Annotated in this window: 13 protein-coding genes; 5 read left to right on the top strand and 8 right to left on the bottom strand. The window is 47.5% G+C overall.

Annotated elements, in window-relative coordinates:
• Positions 1-79 precede the first annotated feature (79 nt).
• Positions 80-1,834, top strand: coding sequence for a biosynthetic-type acetolactate synthase large subunit (gene ilvB / locus A3GA_RS0109100; RefSeq protein WP_018027093.1), 1,755 nt, complete (start codon positions 80-82; stop codon positions 1,832-1,834).
• A gap of 94 nt (positions 1,835-1,928) precedes the next feature.
• On the opposite strand, the gene yiaY is transcribed toward ilvB, so the two are convergent.
• Positions 1,929-3,065 carry an L-threonine dehydrogenase gene (gene yiaY, locus A3GA_RS0109095; RefSeq protein ID WP_018027092.1) on the bottom strand — a complete coding sequence of 379 codons (1,137 nt, stop codon included), beginning with the start codon at positions 3,063-3,065 and terminating at the stop codon, positions 1,929-1,931.
• Between the two features lie 239 nt (positions 3,066-3,304).
• Between yiaY and sstT the strand changes: the two genes are divergently transcribed.
• On the top strand, positions 3,305-4,522 hold the full coding sequence (sstT, locus tag A3GA_RS0109090) for a serine/threonine transporter SstT (RefSeq protein WP_018027091.1): 1,218 nt from the start codon (positions 3,305-3,307) through the stop codon (positions 4,520-4,522).
• A gap of 162 nt (positions 4,523-4,684) precedes the next feature.
• Here the strand turns inward: sstT and A3GA_RS11855 are convergent, their stop codons facing one another.
• The 4 genes from A3GA_RS11855 to nadA form a co-directional block, all read right to left on the bottom strand.
• Positions 4,685-7,921: a YadA family autotransporter adhesin gene (locus tag A3GA_RS11855; protein ID WP_162138013.1), complete on the bottom strand. Its 3,237-nt coding sequence runs from the start codon at positions 7,919-7,921 to the stop codon at positions 4,685-4,687.
• A gap of 1,054 nt (positions 7,922-8,975) precedes the next feature.
• Entirely contained in the window at positions 8,976-9,623 is a 648-nt protein-coding gene (locus A3GA_RS0109080) for a hypothetical protein (RefSeq protein WP_018027089.1), read from the bottom strand.
• 236 nt (positions 9,624-9,859) lie between these two features.
• Entirely contained in the window at positions 9,860-12,001 is a 2,142-nt protein-coding gene (locus tag A3GA_RS0109075) for a PhoX family protein (protein ID WP_018027088.1), read from the bottom strand.
• Between the two features lie 117 nt (positions 12,002-12,118).
• The gene (gene nadA, locus A3GA_RS0109070) at positions 12,119-13,288 is read right to left on the bottom strand and encodes a quinolinate synthase NadA (RefSeq protein WP_018027087.1); all 1,170 of its coding nucleotides are present in this window, start codon (positions 13,286-13,288) and stop codon (positions 12,119-12,121) included.
• Positions 13,289-13,440: 152 nt separating this feature from the next.
• Here nadA and A3GA_RS0109065 point away from each other — a divergent pair, with 152 nt between their 5' ends.
• Positions 13,441-14,388, top strand: a complete 948-nt coding sequence (locus A3GA_RS0109065) for an NUDIX hydrolase (RefSeq protein ID WP_018027086.1) — start codon at positions 13,441-13,443, stop codon at positions 14,386-14,388.
• A gap of 9 nt (positions 14,389-14,397) precedes the next feature.
• Here A3GA_RS0109065 and A3GA_RS0109060 read toward each other — a convergent pair whose 3' ends face one another.
• The 3 genes from A3GA_RS0109060 to A3GA_RS0109050 all read right to left on the bottom strand — a co-directional run bounded on the left by A3GA_RS0109060 (position 14,398) and on the right by A3GA_RS0109050 (position 19,076).
• Positions 14,398-15,084, bottom strand: coding sequence for an ABC transporter ATP-binding protein (locus A3GA_RS0109060; protein WP_018027085.1), 687 nt, complete (start codon positions 15,082-15,084; stop codon positions 14,398-14,400).
• Complete coding sequence (locus tag A3GA_RS0109055) at positions 15,085-17,799, bottom strand: branched-chain amino acid ABC transporter permease/ATP-binding protein (protein ID WP_018027084.1); 2,715 nt, start codon at positions 17,797-17,799, stop codon at positions 15,085-15,087.
• A gap of 65 nt (positions 17,800-17,864) precedes the next feature.
• On the bottom strand, positions 17,865-19,076 hold the full coding sequence (locus tag A3GA_RS0109050) for an ABC transporter substrate-binding protein (RefSeq protein ID WP_018027083.1): 1,212 nt from the start codon (positions 19,074-19,076) through the stop codon (positions 17,865-17,867).
• A gap of 166 nt (positions 19,077-19,242) precedes the next feature.
• On the opposite strand from A3GA_RS0109050, the gene A3GA_RS0109045 reads away from it, so the two are divergent.
• A complete protein-coding gene (locus tag A3GA_RS0109045; protein ID WP_018027082.1) occupies positions 19,243-20,016 on the top strand; it encodes a ferredoxin--NADP reductase in 774 nt (257 codons plus the stop codon).
• Positions 20,017-20,134: 118 nt separating this feature from the next.
• Complete coding sequence (locus A3GA_RS0109040) at positions 20,135-20,797, top strand: hypothetical protein (RefSeq protein ID WP_018027081.1); 663 nt, start codon at positions 20,135-20,137, stop codon at positions 20,795-20,797.
• Positions 20,798-20,801: the final 4 nt, after the last annotated feature.

Genomic DNA, 20,801 nt, shown 5'->3' with positions numbered 1-20,801 from the left:
TCTTACTGACTTAGGGTTAAAATCAAGCTACTCATTTTTTAACTAATCAAACTAGAATAAAACAAGCGAGGGTTTTTATATGGATACACAGCAAAGCCTCCAACAAAAACTGTGTTTTAATGGCGCTCAAGCCTTACTGGAGACCTTAATTGAGCTGGGTGTTGATACCATTTTCGGCTATCCCGGCGGTGCGGTTTTACCGCTTTATGATGCCATTTATGCTGAACCGCGTATTCGCCATATTTTGGTACGCCACGAGCAGGGTGCGGTCCATGCCGCCGAAGGCTATGCGCGCAGCACGGGTAAACCAGGCGTGGTCTTAGTGACCTCTGGTCCCGGCATAGCTAATACCACCTCCGGTTTATTGGATGCGATGTGTGATTCGATACCTGTGCTCTGTATCAGCGGTCAAGTAGCCACGAGTGCCATTGGTACCGATGCCTTCCAAGAGTGTGATGCGATCGGTATTTCACGCCCCGTCACTAAGTGGAATGCGCAGATCAAGCGCTCCGAGGATGTGGTGCCGCTTGTTTCCAAAGCCTATCAAATGACCACCGAGGGGCGTCCAGGACCGGTGTTAATTGATTTCCCCAAAGACATTCAAATTCAAGCCATTGATAAATCGACCTTCACCATTGAAAAGCGGGCTGAAAGTACGCCGGAAGTGCCTGCACCTGCGATGTTAGCCAATATCAAACGTGCAGCCGATTTAATTGTCAATGCTCGTCGCCCGGTGTTTTACGGCGGTGGCGGTTTAATTAACTCCGGTAAAGCGGCGGCTGAGGTATTTAGCAACTTAGTACGTTATACCGGTGCGCCATGCACCCTGACTCTGATGGGTCTGGGCGCCTACCCCGCCAATGACGAGCAGTTTGTCGGCATGCTGGGCATGCACGGCACCCTCGAAGCCAATTTAGCGATGCACCATGCTGATCTGATTATCTGTATCGGCGCGCGCTTTGATGACCGCATCACGGGTCGTCTCTCTGATTTCTGTCCACACGCCCTTAAAATTCATCTAGACATTGACCCTGCCTCCATTGATAAGGTGGTGCGCGCTGACGTGCCCCTGGTAGGTGATTGCCACACTCTCTTAACGCGCCTCTTTAATGAGGTGAAGGCGCTCCCCATGGAACGCTCACGTCTGGATGATTGGTGGCAAACAATTGAAAAATGGCGTAGCAAGAATTGTTTAGGCTTTACGCCCTCAACCACGGAAATCCTACCGCAAGACTTACTGACTCGCATCAATCAAAAGATTGAGAACAAGGATGCCATTGTGAGTACTGACGTCGGTCAGCATCAAATGTGGGCTGCCCAATACTTAACATTTAATCAACCGAATCGTTGGTTAACTTCCGGCGGTGCTGGCACCATGGGTTATGGTATGCCCGCTGCAATTGGCGCACAAATCGGCAATCCCGACAAACTGGTGATTTGTGTTAGCGGGGATGCCTCGATTCTGATGAATATCCAAGAGCTGGCTACCGCAGTACAGCACCGTGCCCCAATTAAAGTGGTGCTCTGTAATAACCGCTATATGGGCATGGTACGTCAATGGCAAGAGCTCATTCACGAGGGTCGCTACAGTCACAGTTATAACGATTGCATGCCAGATTTTGTGAGCGTGGCCCAAGCCTTTGGCTGGCAAGCCGCTAGCGTCAGCGATCCTAGAGACTTAGATGCGGCACTTGAGGCATGCTTTAATTCGGAGGGACCTTATTTCTTGGATGTGCGTGTACAGGCACAGGAAAACTGCTTCCCTATGATGCCTGCAGGCTATGGTCATCAGCAAGTGATGCTATCCGAAGATACTTGGTATGTTGAGGACTAAAGATAGTGTAGTCGCTTGATAAGAAAACCCGCCACTTGAGCAATATCACGCTTCAGTGGCGGGTTTATTTAATTAAAACTTAAACGAGTTAAGCTTAATATGCTGCTTTAAAGATAGCAATTACTTCATCAAGTGTAGGCTGAACCGGGTTAGTTAAACCACACACGTCCTTCATCGCATTTTCAGCGAGGACCTTAAAGTCTTCTTCTTTGACACCTAGCTCACGTAGTGATTTTGGAATACCTACGATGCCTGCCAACTTTTTAATGGCATCAATCACGCCTAAACCCTCAAGCTCCTGGTTGTTAGCGGATAGAATCGCGCCCACTTCATCTAAACGCGCTTTAGCCGCACGCATATTGAACTCCTCAACATGAGGTAGTAATAGCGCATTACAAACGCCGTGTGGTAAATCGTAAAAACCACCTAACTGATGTGCCATCGCATGCACATAACCGAGCGAGGCGTTATTAAATGCCATACCGGCCAAGAACTGCGCATAAGCCATCTGCTCACGCGCCTCCGCATTTTTAGGCTCTTTAACGGCGGTTGGTAAATAGCTCGCAATTAACTCAATGGCCTTAACCGCACAGGCATCCGTGAGCGGATTGGCTGCCGTTGATACATAGGCCTCAACCGCATGGGTTAGCGCATCCATACCCGTCGCGGCCGTTAATGAAGCAGGCATATTTTCCATCAACTTCGGATCATTAACCGATAAGATTGGCGTCACGTGCTTATCGACAATCGCCATTTTCACATGACGGCTTTCATCGGTGATGATGGTAAAGCGCGTCATTTCAGACGCAGTACCAGCCGTGGTATTGATAGAAATTAGCGGTAATTGCGGCTTAGCGGATTTATCTAAACCCTCATAGTCCTCGATTTTGCCGCCATTACTGGCTACGAGGGCGATACCCTTAGCACAGTCATGCGGTGAACCACCACCCAGTGACACCACACAGTCTGCGCCAGCGGCCTTCAGCTTAGCCAAACCGTCGTTAACATTTTTTACCGTAGGATTAGGCTGAACCTCATCAAAAATATCGCTCTCAACGCCTTTAGCCTTTAAACGATCCGCTACCTGAGCCGCAAAACCCAAATCGCTTAAGGGCTTATCGGTAACGATTAAGGCCTTTTTGAAACCTAAAGAGGCGATAATATCCACCGCTGAATCAAGTGCACCCGCACCGATCACATTATTGCTAGGCATAAAAAATTGTGCTGCCATACTATCTTCCTTTGTATAAAACGTTGTGACAAATGAACTTACTTATTTATACACTATGTGTATTACTACCTTATTAAATTATAACTAACTCATGCATAAATTAATAAGGGCTTCTACTAACATTAAGTCGATTTGGATCAAAGCAATGCGATCAAATCGCCTAGTCCTCATTGGCTGCTAGACCTTAATTTTCATATACAGTTACAATACGAAGAATTTAATCAGAGAGGAAAAAAATAATGAAGGTAAATGCATTTGCCGCTGCATTTTTGCGCGGCAGCCTAGTTAAGCAAGTCGTTATCGGTTTGATATTAGGGGCGATTATCGGCGTGGCGCTACCGGCCTTGGCTTTAAAAATGTCGTTGCTCGGCACACTGTTTGTGGGCGCCTTAAAATCGGTAGCACCGATTTTGGTATTTATTTTGGTGATGTCTGCCCTAGCCTCACAAACGATTGATACTAGCTCCAATATGCGACCGATTGTTGTCTTATATCTTATCGGTACTTTAGCCGCCTCCCTTGTGGGCGTGGCTGCAAGCTTTTTATTCCCGACCACCTTAACGCTACCAAACCCCGAGAGTGGCGTCAGTGATGCACCGACCGGCATTACCGAGGTCTTACATACCCTGTTGTTAAAGGTGGTTGACAATCCGGTCAATGCCTTGTTGTCTGCTAACTATATCGGCATTTTAACTTGGGCTATTTTATTTGGCTTCGCCCTGCGGATGGTCGCACCTGGAACCAAAGCAGTGATATCGGATCTGGCGCTTGCGATGACCAAAATCGTGCAGTGGATTATTCGTTTAGCGCCTTTCGGCGTCTTCGGTATCGTTGCGTCCACAGTAGCTGCGACTGGTTTAAGTAGTTTATTAAGCTATGCCAAATTAGTGGTGGTGTTAGTTGGTGCGATGGCTTTTGTGGCCTTAGTTGTCAACCCACTCATCGTATGGTTCAAAATCCGCCAAAACCCCTATCCATTGGTGATGCAGTGTTTAGCTGAAAGTGGTTTAATGGCATTCTTCTCACGCAGCTCCGCAGCCAATATCCCGGTCAATATGGATTTAGCTAAAAAGCTCGGCTTACGTGAGGAAACCTATTCTGTATCCATCCCCTTAGGTGCCACCATTAATATGGCTGGTGCAGCAATTACCATCGCCGTCTTAACCTTAGCCGCTGTGCATACCCTAGGTATTGAGGTAGATATTGCGACCGCCTTTTTACTGAGTTTACTGGCTACGGTTGCTGCTTGTGGTGCCTCCGGCGTTCCTGGTGGCTCATTACTGCTGATTCCAATGGCGTGTAGCTTATTCGGTGTCAGTAATGAAATCGCAGCACAGGTGATTGCTATTGGTGTCACCATCAGTGTGATTCAAGACTCGGTTGAAACGGGCTTAAACTCTTCAACCGACGTACTTTTCACCGCTGCTGCCGATATTGCTGAGCGTCGCAAGGCTTAGACATTGTGCCTAGCTAATTGCTACGCTCGATATAAAGCGATTGCTTCTTGTAAGAATTAAGGCACCGACTCGTCGGTGCCTTACTATTTAAGCTTTGATACCACCGCATGGGCGGACGATTGAGCAGTTTGAAGTCAGCTTATTCAGGTCCTCAATGGCAAGTTACCACTGATAACCCACGCCGGCGCCGTAAGTTACATCACCACGTGTATTACCAGAGACAGAGCTCTTAATAATCCACTTACCGTTATCGGAGATGGTGGATAACCCTGCGGCGTAACCATGCTCACCACGATGACCAGCACCGGCAATCGCAAACATGCTCTTACCAGGTAGATAGGCTTGCGGTAAGTTAGCCATTGCTGCTGCAGAGGCGGTACCAGCGCGAGCTTCACGATCGACGCGGTGAATTTCATTACCTAGGTGGTTCACTACATTATTAAAACCACCGACAGCCGCTTTTAACTGGCTAACATTTACTGCGTCGGTATCTGCCTTTCCAGCCGCCACGTTCGTGATCTGCTTGCCACCCGCATTAATGCCTTCCGTGCTTAAGCTAACATCACCTACTGTAATGCCGGTATTCGTCACTTTTACATCACCAACACTGACGCTATCAAAACTAACATCCTTGGCTAAAGCAAAAGTAAACTGCGTGCCTTCTTGCTTCAAGGTCAAGTTATCACCTGCCTCGAAGGTCACGGTATTACCTGCTTTCACCAGCTGATTGCTAAACTCAGCACCTGAATCGGCTTTATTACCGGCACCAATCACGTTAAAGCCTGCGTTATTAATCGCTGACTGAACGGTATCCGCCGTCACTAAGGCACCGGGCGTAACCGGTGTACCCACGGTACCATCTGTCGTGGTATTAAAGGTCGTGGTGTTCGCTGCGATGGCACCGTTATCATTGATCTGGATGGTTGTGCCATCCGTCTTGGCTGATATGGTGTACTGGCTGCTACCATCTCCTTGCTTGCCACCGTCTACAGTCACACCATCACCAGCAACTAGCTTGGTGGACGATGCCTTCACTTGAGCCTCAATTTCTTTTAGCTGAGCATAATTCACCGCATCGGTATCTGCCTTTCCAGCCGCAACATTCGTGATCTGCTTGCCGCCCGCATTAATGCCTTCGGTGGTTAGACTAACATCACCGGCGGTAATGCCTGTGTTGCTCACTTTTACCTTATCACCGACGCTTAGACCATCGTTATTTAGTAACGTCTCACCGGCTTTGACACTATCAATGTCAAGATCTTTCGCTAAGGCAATACTAATATTAGTGTTACCCTCAGCATCCTGACTAATCTCCGTCTGAATATTCTGATCTTTACCTTTAATCGCCACGGTAGAACCTAGCTTAGAGGTTTTAGAACCACCCTTATCGGCATTAAAGTTAAGACCTTTGTCTACATTTGCCTCAACAGTTTTAAGCTGACCAACATTCACCGCATCGGTATCTGCCTCGCCAGCCGCCACGTTCGTGATCTTCGTATTACCCGCATTAATGCCAGTGCTATCCACGGTTACACCACCAACCTTCACGCGATTAAAGCTTACGTCTTTTTTCGTCGCAAAGGTAAACTGCGTGCCATCTTGCTTCAAGGTTAAGTTATCACCCGCCTCGAAGGTCACGGTATTACCTGCTTTCACCAGCTGTTTACCAAAGTCACCACTTTGATCCGCTGCTTTATTACCGGCACCAATCACGTTAAAGCCTGCGCTATTAATCGCTGACTGAACGGTATCCGCCGTCACTAAAGCACCNGAAGCAANCGGTGNNCCCACGGTACCATCTGTCGTNGTGTTAAAGGTCGTGGTNTTCGCTGCGATGGCACCACCAACTGTCGTCATGGTTGTACCATCCGTCTTGGCTGAAACCGTATACTCCGTGCTTTTATCCGCTAACTGTTTAGACTCAACAGTCACACCATCACCAGCAACCAGCTTCGTAGCCGCCGCCTTGGCTTGATCCGCAACCGCTGTTAACTGACCAACATTCACCGCATCGGTATCTGCCTCGCCAGCCGCCACGTTCGTGATCTTCGTATTACCCGCATTAATGCCCTTGCTATCCACGGTTACATCACCAACCGTCACGCGATCAAAGCTTACGTCTTTTTTCGTCGCAAAGGTAAATTGTGCGCCATCTTGCTTCAAGGTTAAGTTATCACCCGCCTCGAAGGTCACGGTATTACCTGCTTTCACCAACTGTTTACCAAAGTCACCACTTTGATCCGCTGCTTTATTACCGGCACCAATCACGTTAAAGCCTGCGCTATTAATCGCTGACTGAACGGTATCCGCCGTCACTAAAGCACCCGAAGCAACCGGTGTACCCACGGTACCATCTGTCGTCGTGTTAAAGGTCGTGGTCTTCGCTGCGATGGCACCACCAACTGTCGAAATGGTTGTACCGTCCGTCTTGGCTGAAGCCGTGTACTCCGTGCTTTTATCCGCTAACTGTTTAGACTCAACAGTCACACCATCACCAGCAACCAGCTTCGTCGCCGCCGCCTTGGCTTGATCCGCAACCGCTGTTAGCTGACCAAAATTCACCGCATCGGATTTATCCTCGCCAGCCGCCACGTTCGTGATCTTCGTATTACCCGCATTAATGCCTTCGGTGGTTAGACTAACAGCACCGGCGGTAATGCCTGTGTTGCTCACTTTTACCTTATCACCGACGCTTAGACCATTGTTATTCAGTAACGTCTCACCGGCTTTGACACTATCAATGTCAAGATCTTTCGCTAAGGCAATGCGAACGACACTATCCTCACCCTGCTTCTCAATAGAAGTCATGAGGTTCTGACCCGCATCGAACTTAGACGCATCTGTATTCGCATCAGCACCTTTAATCGTCACGGTAGAACCTAACTTAGACGTCTGAACACCACCCGTGTTGGCATCAAAGTTAAGACCTTTGTAGACTTCACTTGCAACTGCAAATAATTGGCTGCCGTTAATAGCGTCTGTGGAAGTAGCCGAAATCTCACCGGCAGCTAGGTTTTGGAGTCGACGCTCACCGCCACTATAACCAACACTCACTGCCCCAGAAGCTTTCGCTCCAGCAAAAGTGAATGGTTGCTCTTTCTCTTCACCATTTACTGTAAATATAGCTTTGTCTACTTTGCCTTCGTTACCGGCTGTTGTGGTATCTCCCTCTACACCATCTGCTGTCCAATTCGGTGCTCCTATTGCATCGCCATCCCCAACTACGGACTGATGACCCAAATAAACGGAGTTCTCAACGTCAGCTACAACCTCACTACCAAGCACAAAGGTGTTAGTAACACCTTGAAGAACTTTGTTTTCATTACCAATAGACGCCGAATTATTGCCCCTCACTTCTGAGTCATTACCGATAGCAATAGCTCCTTCGATTTTTTGCATACCACGTGGTCTTTTGTCGAAAGAATTAGTGTTATTACCAATGACAATATTTTTAGTGCCTGGAACATTATATCCAGCTTTATTTCCTAGAGAAATATTATCGCTGCCTTCTGACCGTGACCCTGATAGCCTACCAAGGGAAATATTATTGCTACCTTTTAATTTTTGTGCTGAACCTTCTCCGCTCGAAATATTACCGTCACCATCTAATTCATTGCCCGAGCTGTATCCGAAGGAAATATTATTATTACCTTTTAGGTCACGTGCTGCGTTTGTACCACTTGAGATATTATGGTCTCCCTTCAGACCTAGTCCAGAAGCCACCCCGCTCGACACATTAGCCTCACCCTTTAACTTGTTCCCTGAGGCATAGCCGACGGATACGTTATAGTTTTTTTCTAACTCCACTCCTGAGGCGTATCCTAGCGAAATATTGTAATCACCTTTTGAGTTTTGCCCCGCGATTGTACCGCTAGAAAGGTTATGACTACCAACTAGAGCTTTCCCCGAGAAATGCCCAAGGGAAATATTATTATTACCTTCTAATTCTCTCCCTGATTCTGTACCGCTAGAAAGGTTATGACTACCAACTAAAGCTTTCCCCGAGAAAGGTCCTAGGGAAATATTATTATTTCCTTTTAATTCTCTCCCCGATTCTGTACCGCCCGATAGATTATAATCACCAGTCAATTCTTGCCCCGACTGACGCCCAAGGACAATATTCTCATTACCTTTTAATTGCCAGGCTGCATGCTTACCAACACCTGTATTATTGTCACCTACCAGATTAGTAGCGCTAAATGCACCTAACATGGTATTTGAATAACCAAAAAGCTTTGTACCCGAGCCTGCCCCAACTAATACACTCTCTGTGCCGAACGCATTTATCCCCGCCTCTTTACCTAAAAAGACATTACCTTCGAGAGCGGCACGAGCAACAGCATAATTACCTTCTTTGGTTTTGAGCCATTCTTTCCTTTTCTTTTCATCAAATGGGTCGTCTTTTTTTTCCTTCCCAACTTTTTTATACTCTTCGGCCCGTTCGTTGAACTTGCTAAAGGTTATCTTCGATTCGTCCAGCCTTTTCCCCTATCACCACAGACCCCCCAGCACTGGGCAGTTCACTGCCATCAGCTAGGGTCAGTTTCATATCCTGGGCTCTGTGCCCAATGACCACATTATCCGGTTTATTTGTTCTAGCGTCAGAACCGATGGCTATTGCCCCAGACCCGGCCTGACCTTCTTTATAGACGGAATCTGCATAAGCACCCACACCGATAGCAATATCCCCAGCACCTTTGGCGCCTTTATTATCATCATTACCATCGCCAGCGCCCGCCGAAGGACTCTTGATACTAATATAATGCTGCTCATTAGTTGCAAGCACTTGATTTTCAGGCACGGAGCGATCAGGGTCGTTCATAAAAACATAAGTACCGTCTGCTTTTTTTATCACTTCACGCAGTTGATACGTAGATTGGCCCATCTTATATAAAGCATAGTACCTAACAACAGGATTTGTACCATCTGGTACGTTATTAGCCTGCGCACTTAGTGTCAACCCTCCCCCGATTAGCAGGGCAGTACCCACTACAACGCCTTGCAAATTCTTCTTATTCTTATCTAAAGAGTGACGCTCATGGTTAGCACCCTTTTTTGCAATTAGCACCCTTTTTTGCAAGCTTTTCATATTGTCTTTCATTGAACTGTACCTAGTGATGATAAATCCAAACTTGATTTTACCACTAAAACCAGCACTACCTAAAGGGGGGGGGGTAAAACGTAGGTAATTAGCAACAGCCGGAGCTAATAGGAATAAGCATCACAGCGATCCAGCCATCGATACTTACAGACGATTGATGGCAAGTAGCACCAAACAAAATGACTGATAGCGCATCAGCAACTATCAGTCATTTTTTTAGCTTACCCTTTAAAAACTTAGGCTGGGAAACTACCTACAACATTACCGTCTTCGCGCCAAATCACGACCGTGGCAGGACGAGGGCGGGTTGCTTGGTCGCCATCAGGCCAAGTAGAGGAACCGGTTGGGTTATTCTGCGCTTCTTCAACCGTTGGTGCCTTGGTGCTATTTTGCGCCTCTTTAAGCATCGGCCCTTCACCTGGGTGCTGGATATTAACAAAGATATACTTCATATCAGGCGTCCAAGTAATGCCGGTGACCTCACAGCCGCGTGGACCCACCATAAAGCGACGTAGCACTTTACTTTCGGGATCCGCTACCAACATGCTGTTATTACCCTGACCTTCATACTCTCCCTGATTAGAGTAATTACCATCGGTCAAAATCCATAATAAACCACGCGGATCCACCGCTAAGCCGTCCGGACTATTAAAGGTATTGCGCTTATCGATATTGCTCGAACCCGCTTTATCATCCTGATGAATATTTGGGTTACCGGCTAGGACAAACACATCCCACTCAAAGCTATCAGCCGTGGCATCATTCGCTGCTTCACGCCAGCGTACAATCTGACCATAGCTATTTTTATTGCGTGGATTAGGACCATACACACCAGGGTGCTTAGGACCACCTGGATAACGTGCTTTATCACTACCACGGTTTGAGTTATTCGTTAAGGTCACAAATACCTCTTTGCTATGTGGATGCACGGCCACCCACTCCGGGCGATCCATCGGTGTGGCGCCGACCGCATCGGCCGCTTGACGTGTATGCACCAATAACTCACCCATATCCGCAAATAAATCAGCCAAACGACCACCGTCAACGGTCGCCGTCTCCAATACTAACGGCACCCATTTACCGGTACCCATATAGCCCTCACTGGCTTCATTATCACTAAATACGGCGACGTACAGCGTACCCTCATGCAATAGCTCACGGTTAGCTTTGTCGTTATTCGGATCAAACTTGCCGCTAGAGATAAATTTATAAATATACTCACTACGCTGGTCATCACCCATGTAAACAACCACACGATTATCCGGTGCTAGCGTAATGGCAGCATTTTCATGCTTAAAGCGACCTAAGGCAGTCAGCTTTTTAGGCTTTGACTCTGGATCAAAGGGATCAATTTCTACCACCCAACCAAAGCGATTCACTTCGTTCGGCTCGACTGTCCAGTCAAAACGCTCGTCATGGGTATCCCAACGATAACCTTCATCAGAGCTTTTGCTTGAACCCTTATAGCGCTGTAATAAAGCGGTTTGTTTATCATTTAAAAAGGCACTGTACTCAACCTCGTCGGCGTTTTTATTACCCACACCGAAATAATCGGTGAAGTTTTCCTCACAGGTTAAGTAAGTATTCCAGAAGGTATAGCCATTACCACAATTACCGAAGGTACCGTACACCTCACGACCACTGCTGTCCTTATTGGTACGCACTAAATCGGTACCAGCTGCCGCACCCACTAATTGCATTAAGGTGTTGGCATTAATATTGCGGTTGTATTTAGAGTCTAGTACTGGTTCCCATAAGCCCTTATCATTTAAACGTACATGAACCACTGAAGCACCTTGAGCGTGCTGTGATTTACGCACCCAATCCGCATTCCAACCCTCACCGCCAGGAACCACGCCCTTAGGATAGAAATAGTGCGGGGTCACATACTCGTGGTTGGTCACTAATAAGCCTTCCACGCTACTACCGCTGACACTGTCTTTTGAATCGATCGGGAAAAAGTGCAAGCCGTCGTGGTTAAAGCCGATTTGCTTTAACTGATCATCGCCGCTATCAGAGGCATCACCGCGGAATTCTGGTGAGTCACTATGTAATTTATCACCCCAACGATTAATTACCGCATACTTATAGCCCTCAGGTAAGGTGATCGTATCCAACCCATTCGCTTCCAAACCTGCAAAGGCTTTCAGCTCCTCAGGATTAAATTTGGCTAATGCGGCACCCTGAGAGGCACTCACACCCTCTGCTGCCTGTGCATTAGTAAAGGGATTTAAACCCAAACCAAAAAATCCGATGGCGCCAAGACCTAAACCGGCTTTTAAAAAATTACGACGTGATTGTGCGGCAACCACTAAGTCGTGAAATGGCGTTGTTTCTACCGGGTTAGCGGCGATATCATCTAAGTCAAAATCCTTCATGGCAATACCTGTCTAAAGAATGAACAAATAGCGGTATTCTCACACAAGATTATTGCTGTTTTATGACTCAATGCTAGGCTAAGCCCGAGTGTTAGACAAACGCCACTCAGGAGCCCCTTATGCTGGACCCAGCTTAGCAAACAAATGCATATCCTGACTCAAATCACCACTGGCACGAATCTGTTTTTTATGAGCCGCTGCAAAATCCAGCATGCGATCAATGGGTTTAGCGGCCGCCGCAGCTAAGTGAGGATCTAAATGAATTTCGCCGCTCCCTGCTTCTAAACAATGACGTATGCCCACTAAATCATTCATCGCCATCCATGGACAAAAAGCACAGCTCTTACAAGTAGCACTCGTGCCAGCGGTCGGCGCAGCAATAAAGCTTTTATCTGGCGCTTGTTGGCGCATCGCATGCAGAATACCCTGATCCGTTGCCACAATATACGTCGGCGCATCCAATGCCGTCACCGCCTGAATTAAACGACTGGTTGAACCCACCACATCAGCGAGTGCAATTACCTCAGCATTAGACTCTGGGTGTACCAATACCTTTGCCTCAGGATATTGCTGTTTAAGCGCCAATAATTCCTGTGCTTTAAATTCATTATGCACAGTACAAGAGCCCTGCCACATCAGCATATCCGCACCGGTCTCTTGTTGAATATAGCGCCCAAGGTGACGATCTGGTCCCCAGAGAATTTTTTTGCCTTGCTGATGTAAATGCGTCACGATTTCAAGCGCAATTGAGGAGGTCACGACCCAATCGGCCTGCGCCTTTACCTTAGCGCTAGTATTAGCGTATACCACCACCGTACGCTCAGGATGTGCATCACAAAAGGCATTGAATTCATCCGGCGGACAGCCTAAATCCAAAGAGCAGTTAGCCTCCAAATCTGGCATCAAGACACGCTTATCCGGACTCAAAATTTTGGCGGTTTCCCCCATAAATCTCACCCCCGCCACAATTAAGGTGCTGGCCGGATGCTCACGCCCGATACGAGCCATTTCCAACGAATCACCCACACAGCCACCGGTCTCCAGCGCCAAGTCCTGTAGCTCCGGAGCCACGTAGTAATGTGCGACTAAGGCGGCGTTTTGCGCTCTTAATTGCTTAATAATGGCTTGCTTATGCGCCTCCATTAGCTCCTTAGATAATGGCTCCGGTACCCGTGCCCAAGCCTCCTTCACGGTATAACCAGCACTGGCCTCGGTCGCCGTCGCTGGCACATCAATCGGGATGGCAATTTCCGCGCCACCAGCGCTACAAGTCGATAATACGCTCACAGATACTCCTTTTATTCAATATCATCACTAGCCACATATTATGCTCAATTTGAGCATAATATGCAAAGCCTTATTTATTTTTGTGTATTTTTCCAAGCATTTGCCCTAAAGCCCTTCTGTTAAACTAATCAACATCTCTAAAGGAAGGACTGATGGAATCCGGAACTGATTTTTCTACGGCAAATGCCCCTGAAGGGGTAGCGGAAGTGGTGGCGGTCTTGGTGGCAGTCACTGAGTTAAGTGCGAGGGTACTTACCGTCGATAGTGGTTGCGCCTTGCCCTATGGTCCCTTTACGCCAGTACATCGCTCCTTGCAAAGTGGTGTTAGAGCGTGGGTGCAGGAGCAGACACGACAACCCATGGGCTACGTGGAGCAGCTTTACACCTTTGTCGATACCACGCGTAGCCGTGCTTCTGGTCATCCGGTAATTTATATCAGCTATTTAGGACTGGTACGTGAAGCAGCGGAGTCCTTGCTACAAAGCCAAGCCAAGTGGCTTGATTGGTATCTTTACTTCCCATGGGAGGACCATCGCCAAGGCCGACCTACCATGATTGATGAGCTGTTTATCCCTCGCTTTCAGACATGGATTGAGGCTGCAACAGATGAGCAGAACAGACAGCAACGTCAAGCTCGGGTCGCCATGTGTTGGGGCTTAAATGGCAATGCGTGGTTAGATGAGCAGGTGTTATCTCGCTACGAGTTAATGTATGAAGTGGGCCTAATACCGGAGTCCCCCTACCGAGAGCAGTCGCTGGCTGCCGCATCGGTCGGCCGATTTATGAAGCATGACCACCGGCGCGTCTTGGCCACCGCCATTTCCCGGCTGCGCGCTAAAATCAAGTATCGACCGGTGATTTTTGAATTAATGCCACGGGAGTTTACCCTGTTGCAACTGCAAGAATGCATCGAGACGCTAGCAGGTATGGAGCTGCATAAGCAAAACTTCCGCCGCCTAATACAGCATCAGGAGCTACTAGAAGCCACCGGCCAAAGCATTGTGCTGGGTCGCGGTCGCCCCGCTCAACGCTATCGCTTCAAAGATACCGTGCTCTTAGAAAGCATTTTATCCGGCAACAAGCTCCCTCTCAGCCGCTAGCGATTTGTACTACATCCGCCCTGCATCAACAATCTCACCCATGCTCAGGGTGTAATAACGATCGGCGACCTGCTTAGCCAGATGGTGGTTTTGTTCAGAAATCAACATGCTGATGCCCTTTTGCTTTAGCTGCATAATCATCTCAATCATTTGATCAACGATCACCGGTGCTACCCCCTCAGAGGGCTCATCCAATAGCAACATCAAGGGATTACCCATCAAACTGCGGGCCACACTCAACATTTGTTGTTCGCCCCCACTCATCTTACCGCCCGGGCGGTCAATCATCTTGCCAAGATTTGGAAAAAACTGATATATAGCCTCTTCGTTCCAATAATACACTGGCTCACCGTCAGGCCAATAACGCGCAGGCTGACGCCCAGTCTGTAGATTTTCCTTAACCGTCAATTCAGTAAATATACGCCGATCCTCTGGTACAAAACCTAAGCCAGCACGGGCGATTTTATAGACTGGCAATTTGCTAATATCCTGACCATTAAACAGCACCTGACCCGCTTTATGATCCAGTAGATTCATAATGGCTTTGAGCGTGGTAGATTTACCCGCCCCATTGACGCCCATCAATGCCACCACCTCACCTTTTTTTAGCTCTAAATTCAGATCAAACAGCGCTCTAGCACGACCATACCAAGCAGAAAGCTGCTTAACGCTCAATAAGCTAGCTGAACTTTGCATTTAAACCCCCGCCTCTGTTGACAGCACACGCTGACCTAAATACACGGCACGAACTTGCTCATTTTCAGCAATGTCAGCTGCTGTACCCTCGGCAATTAAACGCCCTTCAGCCAAGACTAAGATGCGATCGGCATAGTTAAAAACCACATCCACACTGTGCTCGGTAAATAAGACCGCCATGTGTCGCTGCAAGGAGAGGGATTTGACTAAGCGCATCAGCAAATGACGCTCGCCCGGCGCCATTCCCGCCGTCGGCTCATCCATCAACAACAGTGCCGGTTGATGCGCTAATGCCATGCCCAATTCCAGACGCTTCACATCACCATAAGCTAACTCACTGGCTAAACGATGGGCGACATGCTCCAGCCCCACCTGAGCGAGCATGTCTTCAGCCTCAGGACTGCTAACACCCTGACGGCGCGCTTGATTTAAGGCAACCTGCATATTTTCCAAGACGCTCATCGAATGAAACACGGTCGCAATTTGAAAGGTCCGACCAATGCCTTTAGACCAGATAGCGGCTGCATCTAAGCCCTTGAGTGACTGCCCTTTAAAATAAATCTCACCACTACTCGGCACTAACTGACCACCCACCATATTAAAAATCGTCGATTTACCAGCGCCATTAGGACCTATTAAAGCGAGCATTTCACCGCGCTTAATATCAAATGAGGTATCGTTTACCGCCCAAAACGCACCATAACGCTTGGCAATATCCTTGACCTGCAGAATCACCTCTCCAGCCACAGCGTGCTCGCTACTTGGAGCCGACGCCTCTAGTACCTCAGTGGCACTTGACCCCACTGACTGCAAGGGCTGAGATCCAGGTGGCGCCGTGCGCTTAGGCGCAAAGCTGAAGCGATGTTTAATACTCACCAAACCGCCGGGTAATAGCAACATCAAAAATAAGATAATGACCCCTAATAAGGCCTTCCAGTACTCGCTAAATAAACTGACCCAGTCATGCAACACCACATAGCTCACAGCACCGACGACCGGACCACTAATGGCCTGAATCCCACCTAATAAGACCATCACCAAGCCATCAACCGAGCGCCCCACACTCAGCTCATCCGGCGAGATACTCCCTTTGGCATAAACAAATAACACCCCACTGATACCAGCAAAAAAGCCCGCCACAATAAAAGCCTGCCATTGCACTCGCTTAATCGGAATACCGATCGCCTGCGCCCGTAGCGGCGCATCTCTACTAGCGCGCATGGCATAGCCAAAGGGCGTAAAAATCAAGCGCCGAATCAGCAGTAAGGAAATCGCCACCACCACCAAGCTAAAGTAGTAGTAATAACGTGGCTCAGCCAATACTCCTTCTGGCCAAATTCCGATCAGCCCATTGGAGCCGCCGGTAAAACCATCCCATTGGAAAATCACCGACCAAATAAACTGTGCAAAGGCCAAGGTCAGCATGGCCATATAAATACCTGTTAAGCGTACACTAAACCAACCGAAAATCATCGCCGCCACCAGTCCGCCCAAGGGTGCGAGCAACATCACTAACCACATTGGCCAAGCGAGTTGCGTCACTAACAGCGCCGCCGTATACGCCCCCACACCAAAGTAGGCCGCATGTCCGAACGACACCATACCTGCTGGCCCAGCAATTAAATATAAACTACTGGCAAACAGCATCATAATTAAGCCGTCTTGCATAATCAGCATTAAATACGGCCATTGCTGAGCCAAGGAAGGGAAAGTAGCCAACAGCACAAACATTGCTAAAGCGCCAAGCCGATATAGGGTAGAACCTGGATTCAGCGGTGGCTCACTATGTAAGGCACGCGGCAGACTTTGTTGTGGCTTACCGAGCAGCCCCCAAGGTCGGAAAATCAGCACCAAGGCCATCAACACAAACTGCATCACTAAGGTCAGTTGACTAAACTCTACCGTCACACCAAAGAGCGTCTGTGAACCTAAGAAGATACAAAGAGCCTTAATCTCAGATATCAATAAGGCGGCTAAAAAGGCGCCCGGTATTGAACCCATGCCACCAATCACCACCACCGCAAACACATCGCCGATTAAATTTAAATCAATGCTTAAACTCGCCGGCTCACGCGGTAATTCCAATCCCGCGGCCAAGGCAGCAATAAAACTACCCAAGGCAAATACCGCTGTAAAGAGCCACGCTTGATTAACCCCCAGCGCAGCTAACATTTCCCGATCATGGGTAGCGGCCCGCACATATAAACCAAAACGTGTAAAGCGCAATAAGGCCCACACTGCCAACAAAATCGCTGGCCCCAACAAAATTAACAATACATCGTATTCGGGAAAGGAACGATTTAATATGCTTATCGCCCCCTCTAGCCCGGGTGCTTTAGGACCAAGTAAATCCTCTGGCCCCCATTGCCACAGTACAACATCACTGATAATCAATAAAATGGCAAAGGTCGCTAATAATTGAAACAGCTCCGGCGCCTTATAAATACGACGCAATACCAACATCTCAATGAGTGCAGCCAAGACCGCCACAATCACAGCTGCGACAACAATACTGCCCCAAAAACCCAATACCGACTCGGTGCCCCAACGCATGCTAAAACTGTATGCAAGATACAGCCCCAACATATAAAAAGAGCCGTGGGCAAAGTTCACCACACGGCAAACACCGAAAATAATGGTCAGACCTAAGGCTGCTAAAAAGAGGCTGGAGGTACTCGCTAAACCGTTAAGCAGCTGAATTAATAACGCTTCCATGGTGCACTTCTAAATTAAAATCGGCCTCTGTTGCTAATTGCCTGAGGCCGACTTAGTCACATTAACTAATCGCGTGTGGGACGTAATGTGGCGACCTCTTCATCCGTAGGTTGCACATCCTTGCCGTCTACATACTGAATATTCGTCATCACGCCTACACCGTCCTTGACATCCAAGGTACCCACATAAGCGCCCATGGTCGATTGATGATCCTGCGGTCGATAATAAATTGGCCCGAGCGGTGACATATGCTCAAGCCCTTTGAAAGCAGCAATTAAGTCCTCGGTCTCGGTGGAGCCAGCCTTTTCAATACCGGCAGCAAGCGATTGCACCATCATATAACCAACGATAGAACCCAAACGAGGATAGTCATTAAATCGCGCCTGATACGCTTTTAAAAAGGCATCATGCTCGGGGGTATCAATGGCATACCACGGGTAACCTGTGACAAACCAACCCACTGGCGTATCCTTGCCCAAGGTATCTAAATACTCGGGCTCCCCACTCAACATACTGACAGTAGGTAGATTATCAAATACCTTGCGCGTTTGACCGGCACGCACAAACTTCGTCAAATCCGTACTAAAAAGCACGTTAAAGAGCGCCTCGGCACCGGAATCCGCTAGGGCTTGAACCACACTACCGGCATCAATTTTATTTAAAGGCACGGCCTGTTCTAAGACAAACTCAATATCGGGCTGATGCTTACGCATCTCGGCCTTAAAGGTCTCGATCGCTGACTGACCATATTCGTAGTTAGGATAAATCAGAGCCCAACGCTTTTTCTTAAATTCCAAGGCTGTGGGTACTAACATGCGCGTTTTCATGTAGGTGGAATCACGTAAGCGGAAGGTATAACGATTGCCATTACCCCAGGTCATTTTATCGCTTAAGGGCTCACCTGCCAGAAAGAAAACCTGACGCTGCCGTGCAAAATCAGCTAAAGCTAAGGCGATATGTGATAAAAAGCTGCCTGACAACAGATCGACCCGATCACGACTTAAGAGATTTTGTGCTTCGCGCACGGCGGCACCAGGACTACCACCATCATCACGGATAATCACTTCCAACTGCTTACCGCCAAGCAAACCACCCGCTGCATTCACCTCATGCACGGCCAACTCAATGCCCTTTTTATAGGGCTCTAAAAAGGAGGGAATGGTTTTATAACTATTAATCTCACCAACCCGAATAACCTCCTTAGCAACAGCCATCGGTGCATTGAACAAAAAAAGACTGAGTACGGCGCCTTTAAATAAATTTGAGAGACGGGCCATCGTTTACTACCTCTAATAAATGATTTAAAATCTAAACGTTTAAAACCAAGATTGTATTATAAAGAACTAATCTATAGATTACTGTATTTATTTTAAACACTGGCAGCTATCAATTAAGTCCATTGTTTTTAATAAAGCATAATCTTCACAATACGGAATTCACAATATGTCAGCTTTTTTAGAAGGTAAGGTACTTAGCGTTCACCATTGGACCGATACCTTATTCAGCTTTACCACCACCCGTGATGAGGCGCTACGTTTTAAAAATGGTCATTTTATTATGATTGGTTTACCGGTTGATGGCAAACCGCTTTTACGTGCCTATAGTGTGGCTAGTGCGAATTACGAGGATCACTTAGAGTTTTTAAGTATTAAAGTGCCTAATGGTCCATTAACCTCTCGCTTACAGCATATCAAGGTCGGCGATAGTATTATCATCGGCCGTAAGCCTACCGGCACCCTAGTGCTCGATTATTTACTACCTGGTAAGCGCCTATATCTACTGTCTACTGGTACTGGTTTAGCGCCGTTCTTGAGTATTACGCGTGACCCTGAGACCTATGAAAAATACGATGAGGTGATCTTAGTACACGGCGTACGTACTGTGGCTGAATTAGCCTATTACGATTTATTCACTAAGGATCTCAAAAATCATGAGTATTTAGGTGAAATGGTCACTAATCAGCTTAAATACTACCCGACAGTGACGCGCGAGGATTTTGTTAACCGCGGTCGCATCACCCAGCATATTGAAACGGGCAAGTTATTTGAGGATTTAGGCGTACCACCGCTTAACCCAGCAGAAGACCGCGTGATGATTTGCGGTAGCCCGGATATGTTACGTGATCTTAAAGCCATGGTTGAAGCACGTGGCTTTGTTGAGGGTAATACCTCAACACCCGGCGATTTCGTGATTGAGCGAGCATTTGCTGAACAGTAATTTATAAGACATGGCAAGGTAGCATTAAATACCTTGCCATTTTTTTATGCGCTAAAAATAGCTTTCCAAGAGTCTACTAGGCTACTTATAGAAAGAACACATTCTACGGCTAATTACGATGAAGACGAAGCGTATTGTTATTTTCTTGCTGTTTGTGCTATTACTTACTGCGGCTTTCTTTGCTTATCGTTATTTTCCACTTCAAACACAAGCGGATCGTTGGGATGAATCACTATATCAGCCCTATGAAGCACTTTGTGAGATTGAAATTCCTATTTTAGTTAATGAGACCGGTGACAATAACTCCAAAGTTAACTACCTCACTTGGCAAAGCATCTTATTTTTCCCACTCCCTAGCGAGGCGATAGGTGGCTCGCGCAAGGGCATCTACGACCATGCAGTGAGCTTCGGATTTGAGAAAAAATGTCCTACCGTCTTTAATTATTTTTTGTTATATGAGCTATATCCCGACCATGTGAGGGAGCCATTTTTTAAGCATAATCAAGCCTTCGAGACGCAAAGCACAGTAACAGAATCATCGCCTCAACATTGTGAACTCAGCCTGAGTCTTCCTAATATTTATGAAGATTTTGCAGAGCGGCTAAGACAACATTTAAAGCTACGCCTGAGCTCCTTTGAGAGCGTCACCGCTGTCGATCCTTTAGATGGTCATACCGTACTTGCGCAATTAGCCTTTAATAGCGGCTGCGATCAGGTATTAGCGGACTACATTATGCAGGATATGATGCCGGCGGATTATTTCAAACAGCAAAGTCATTAAATGA

This window comes from Oligella urethralis DSM 7531, from assembly GCF_000372065.1.
In the GTDB taxonomy this organism is placed as follows: domain Bacteria; phylum Pseudomonadota; class Gammaproteobacteria; order Burkholderiales; family Burkholderiaceae_B; genus Oligella; species Oligella urethralis.
Note: the sequence above shows the minus strand (reverse complement) of the source record. Positions and strands in the feature narration are given on the sequence as shown.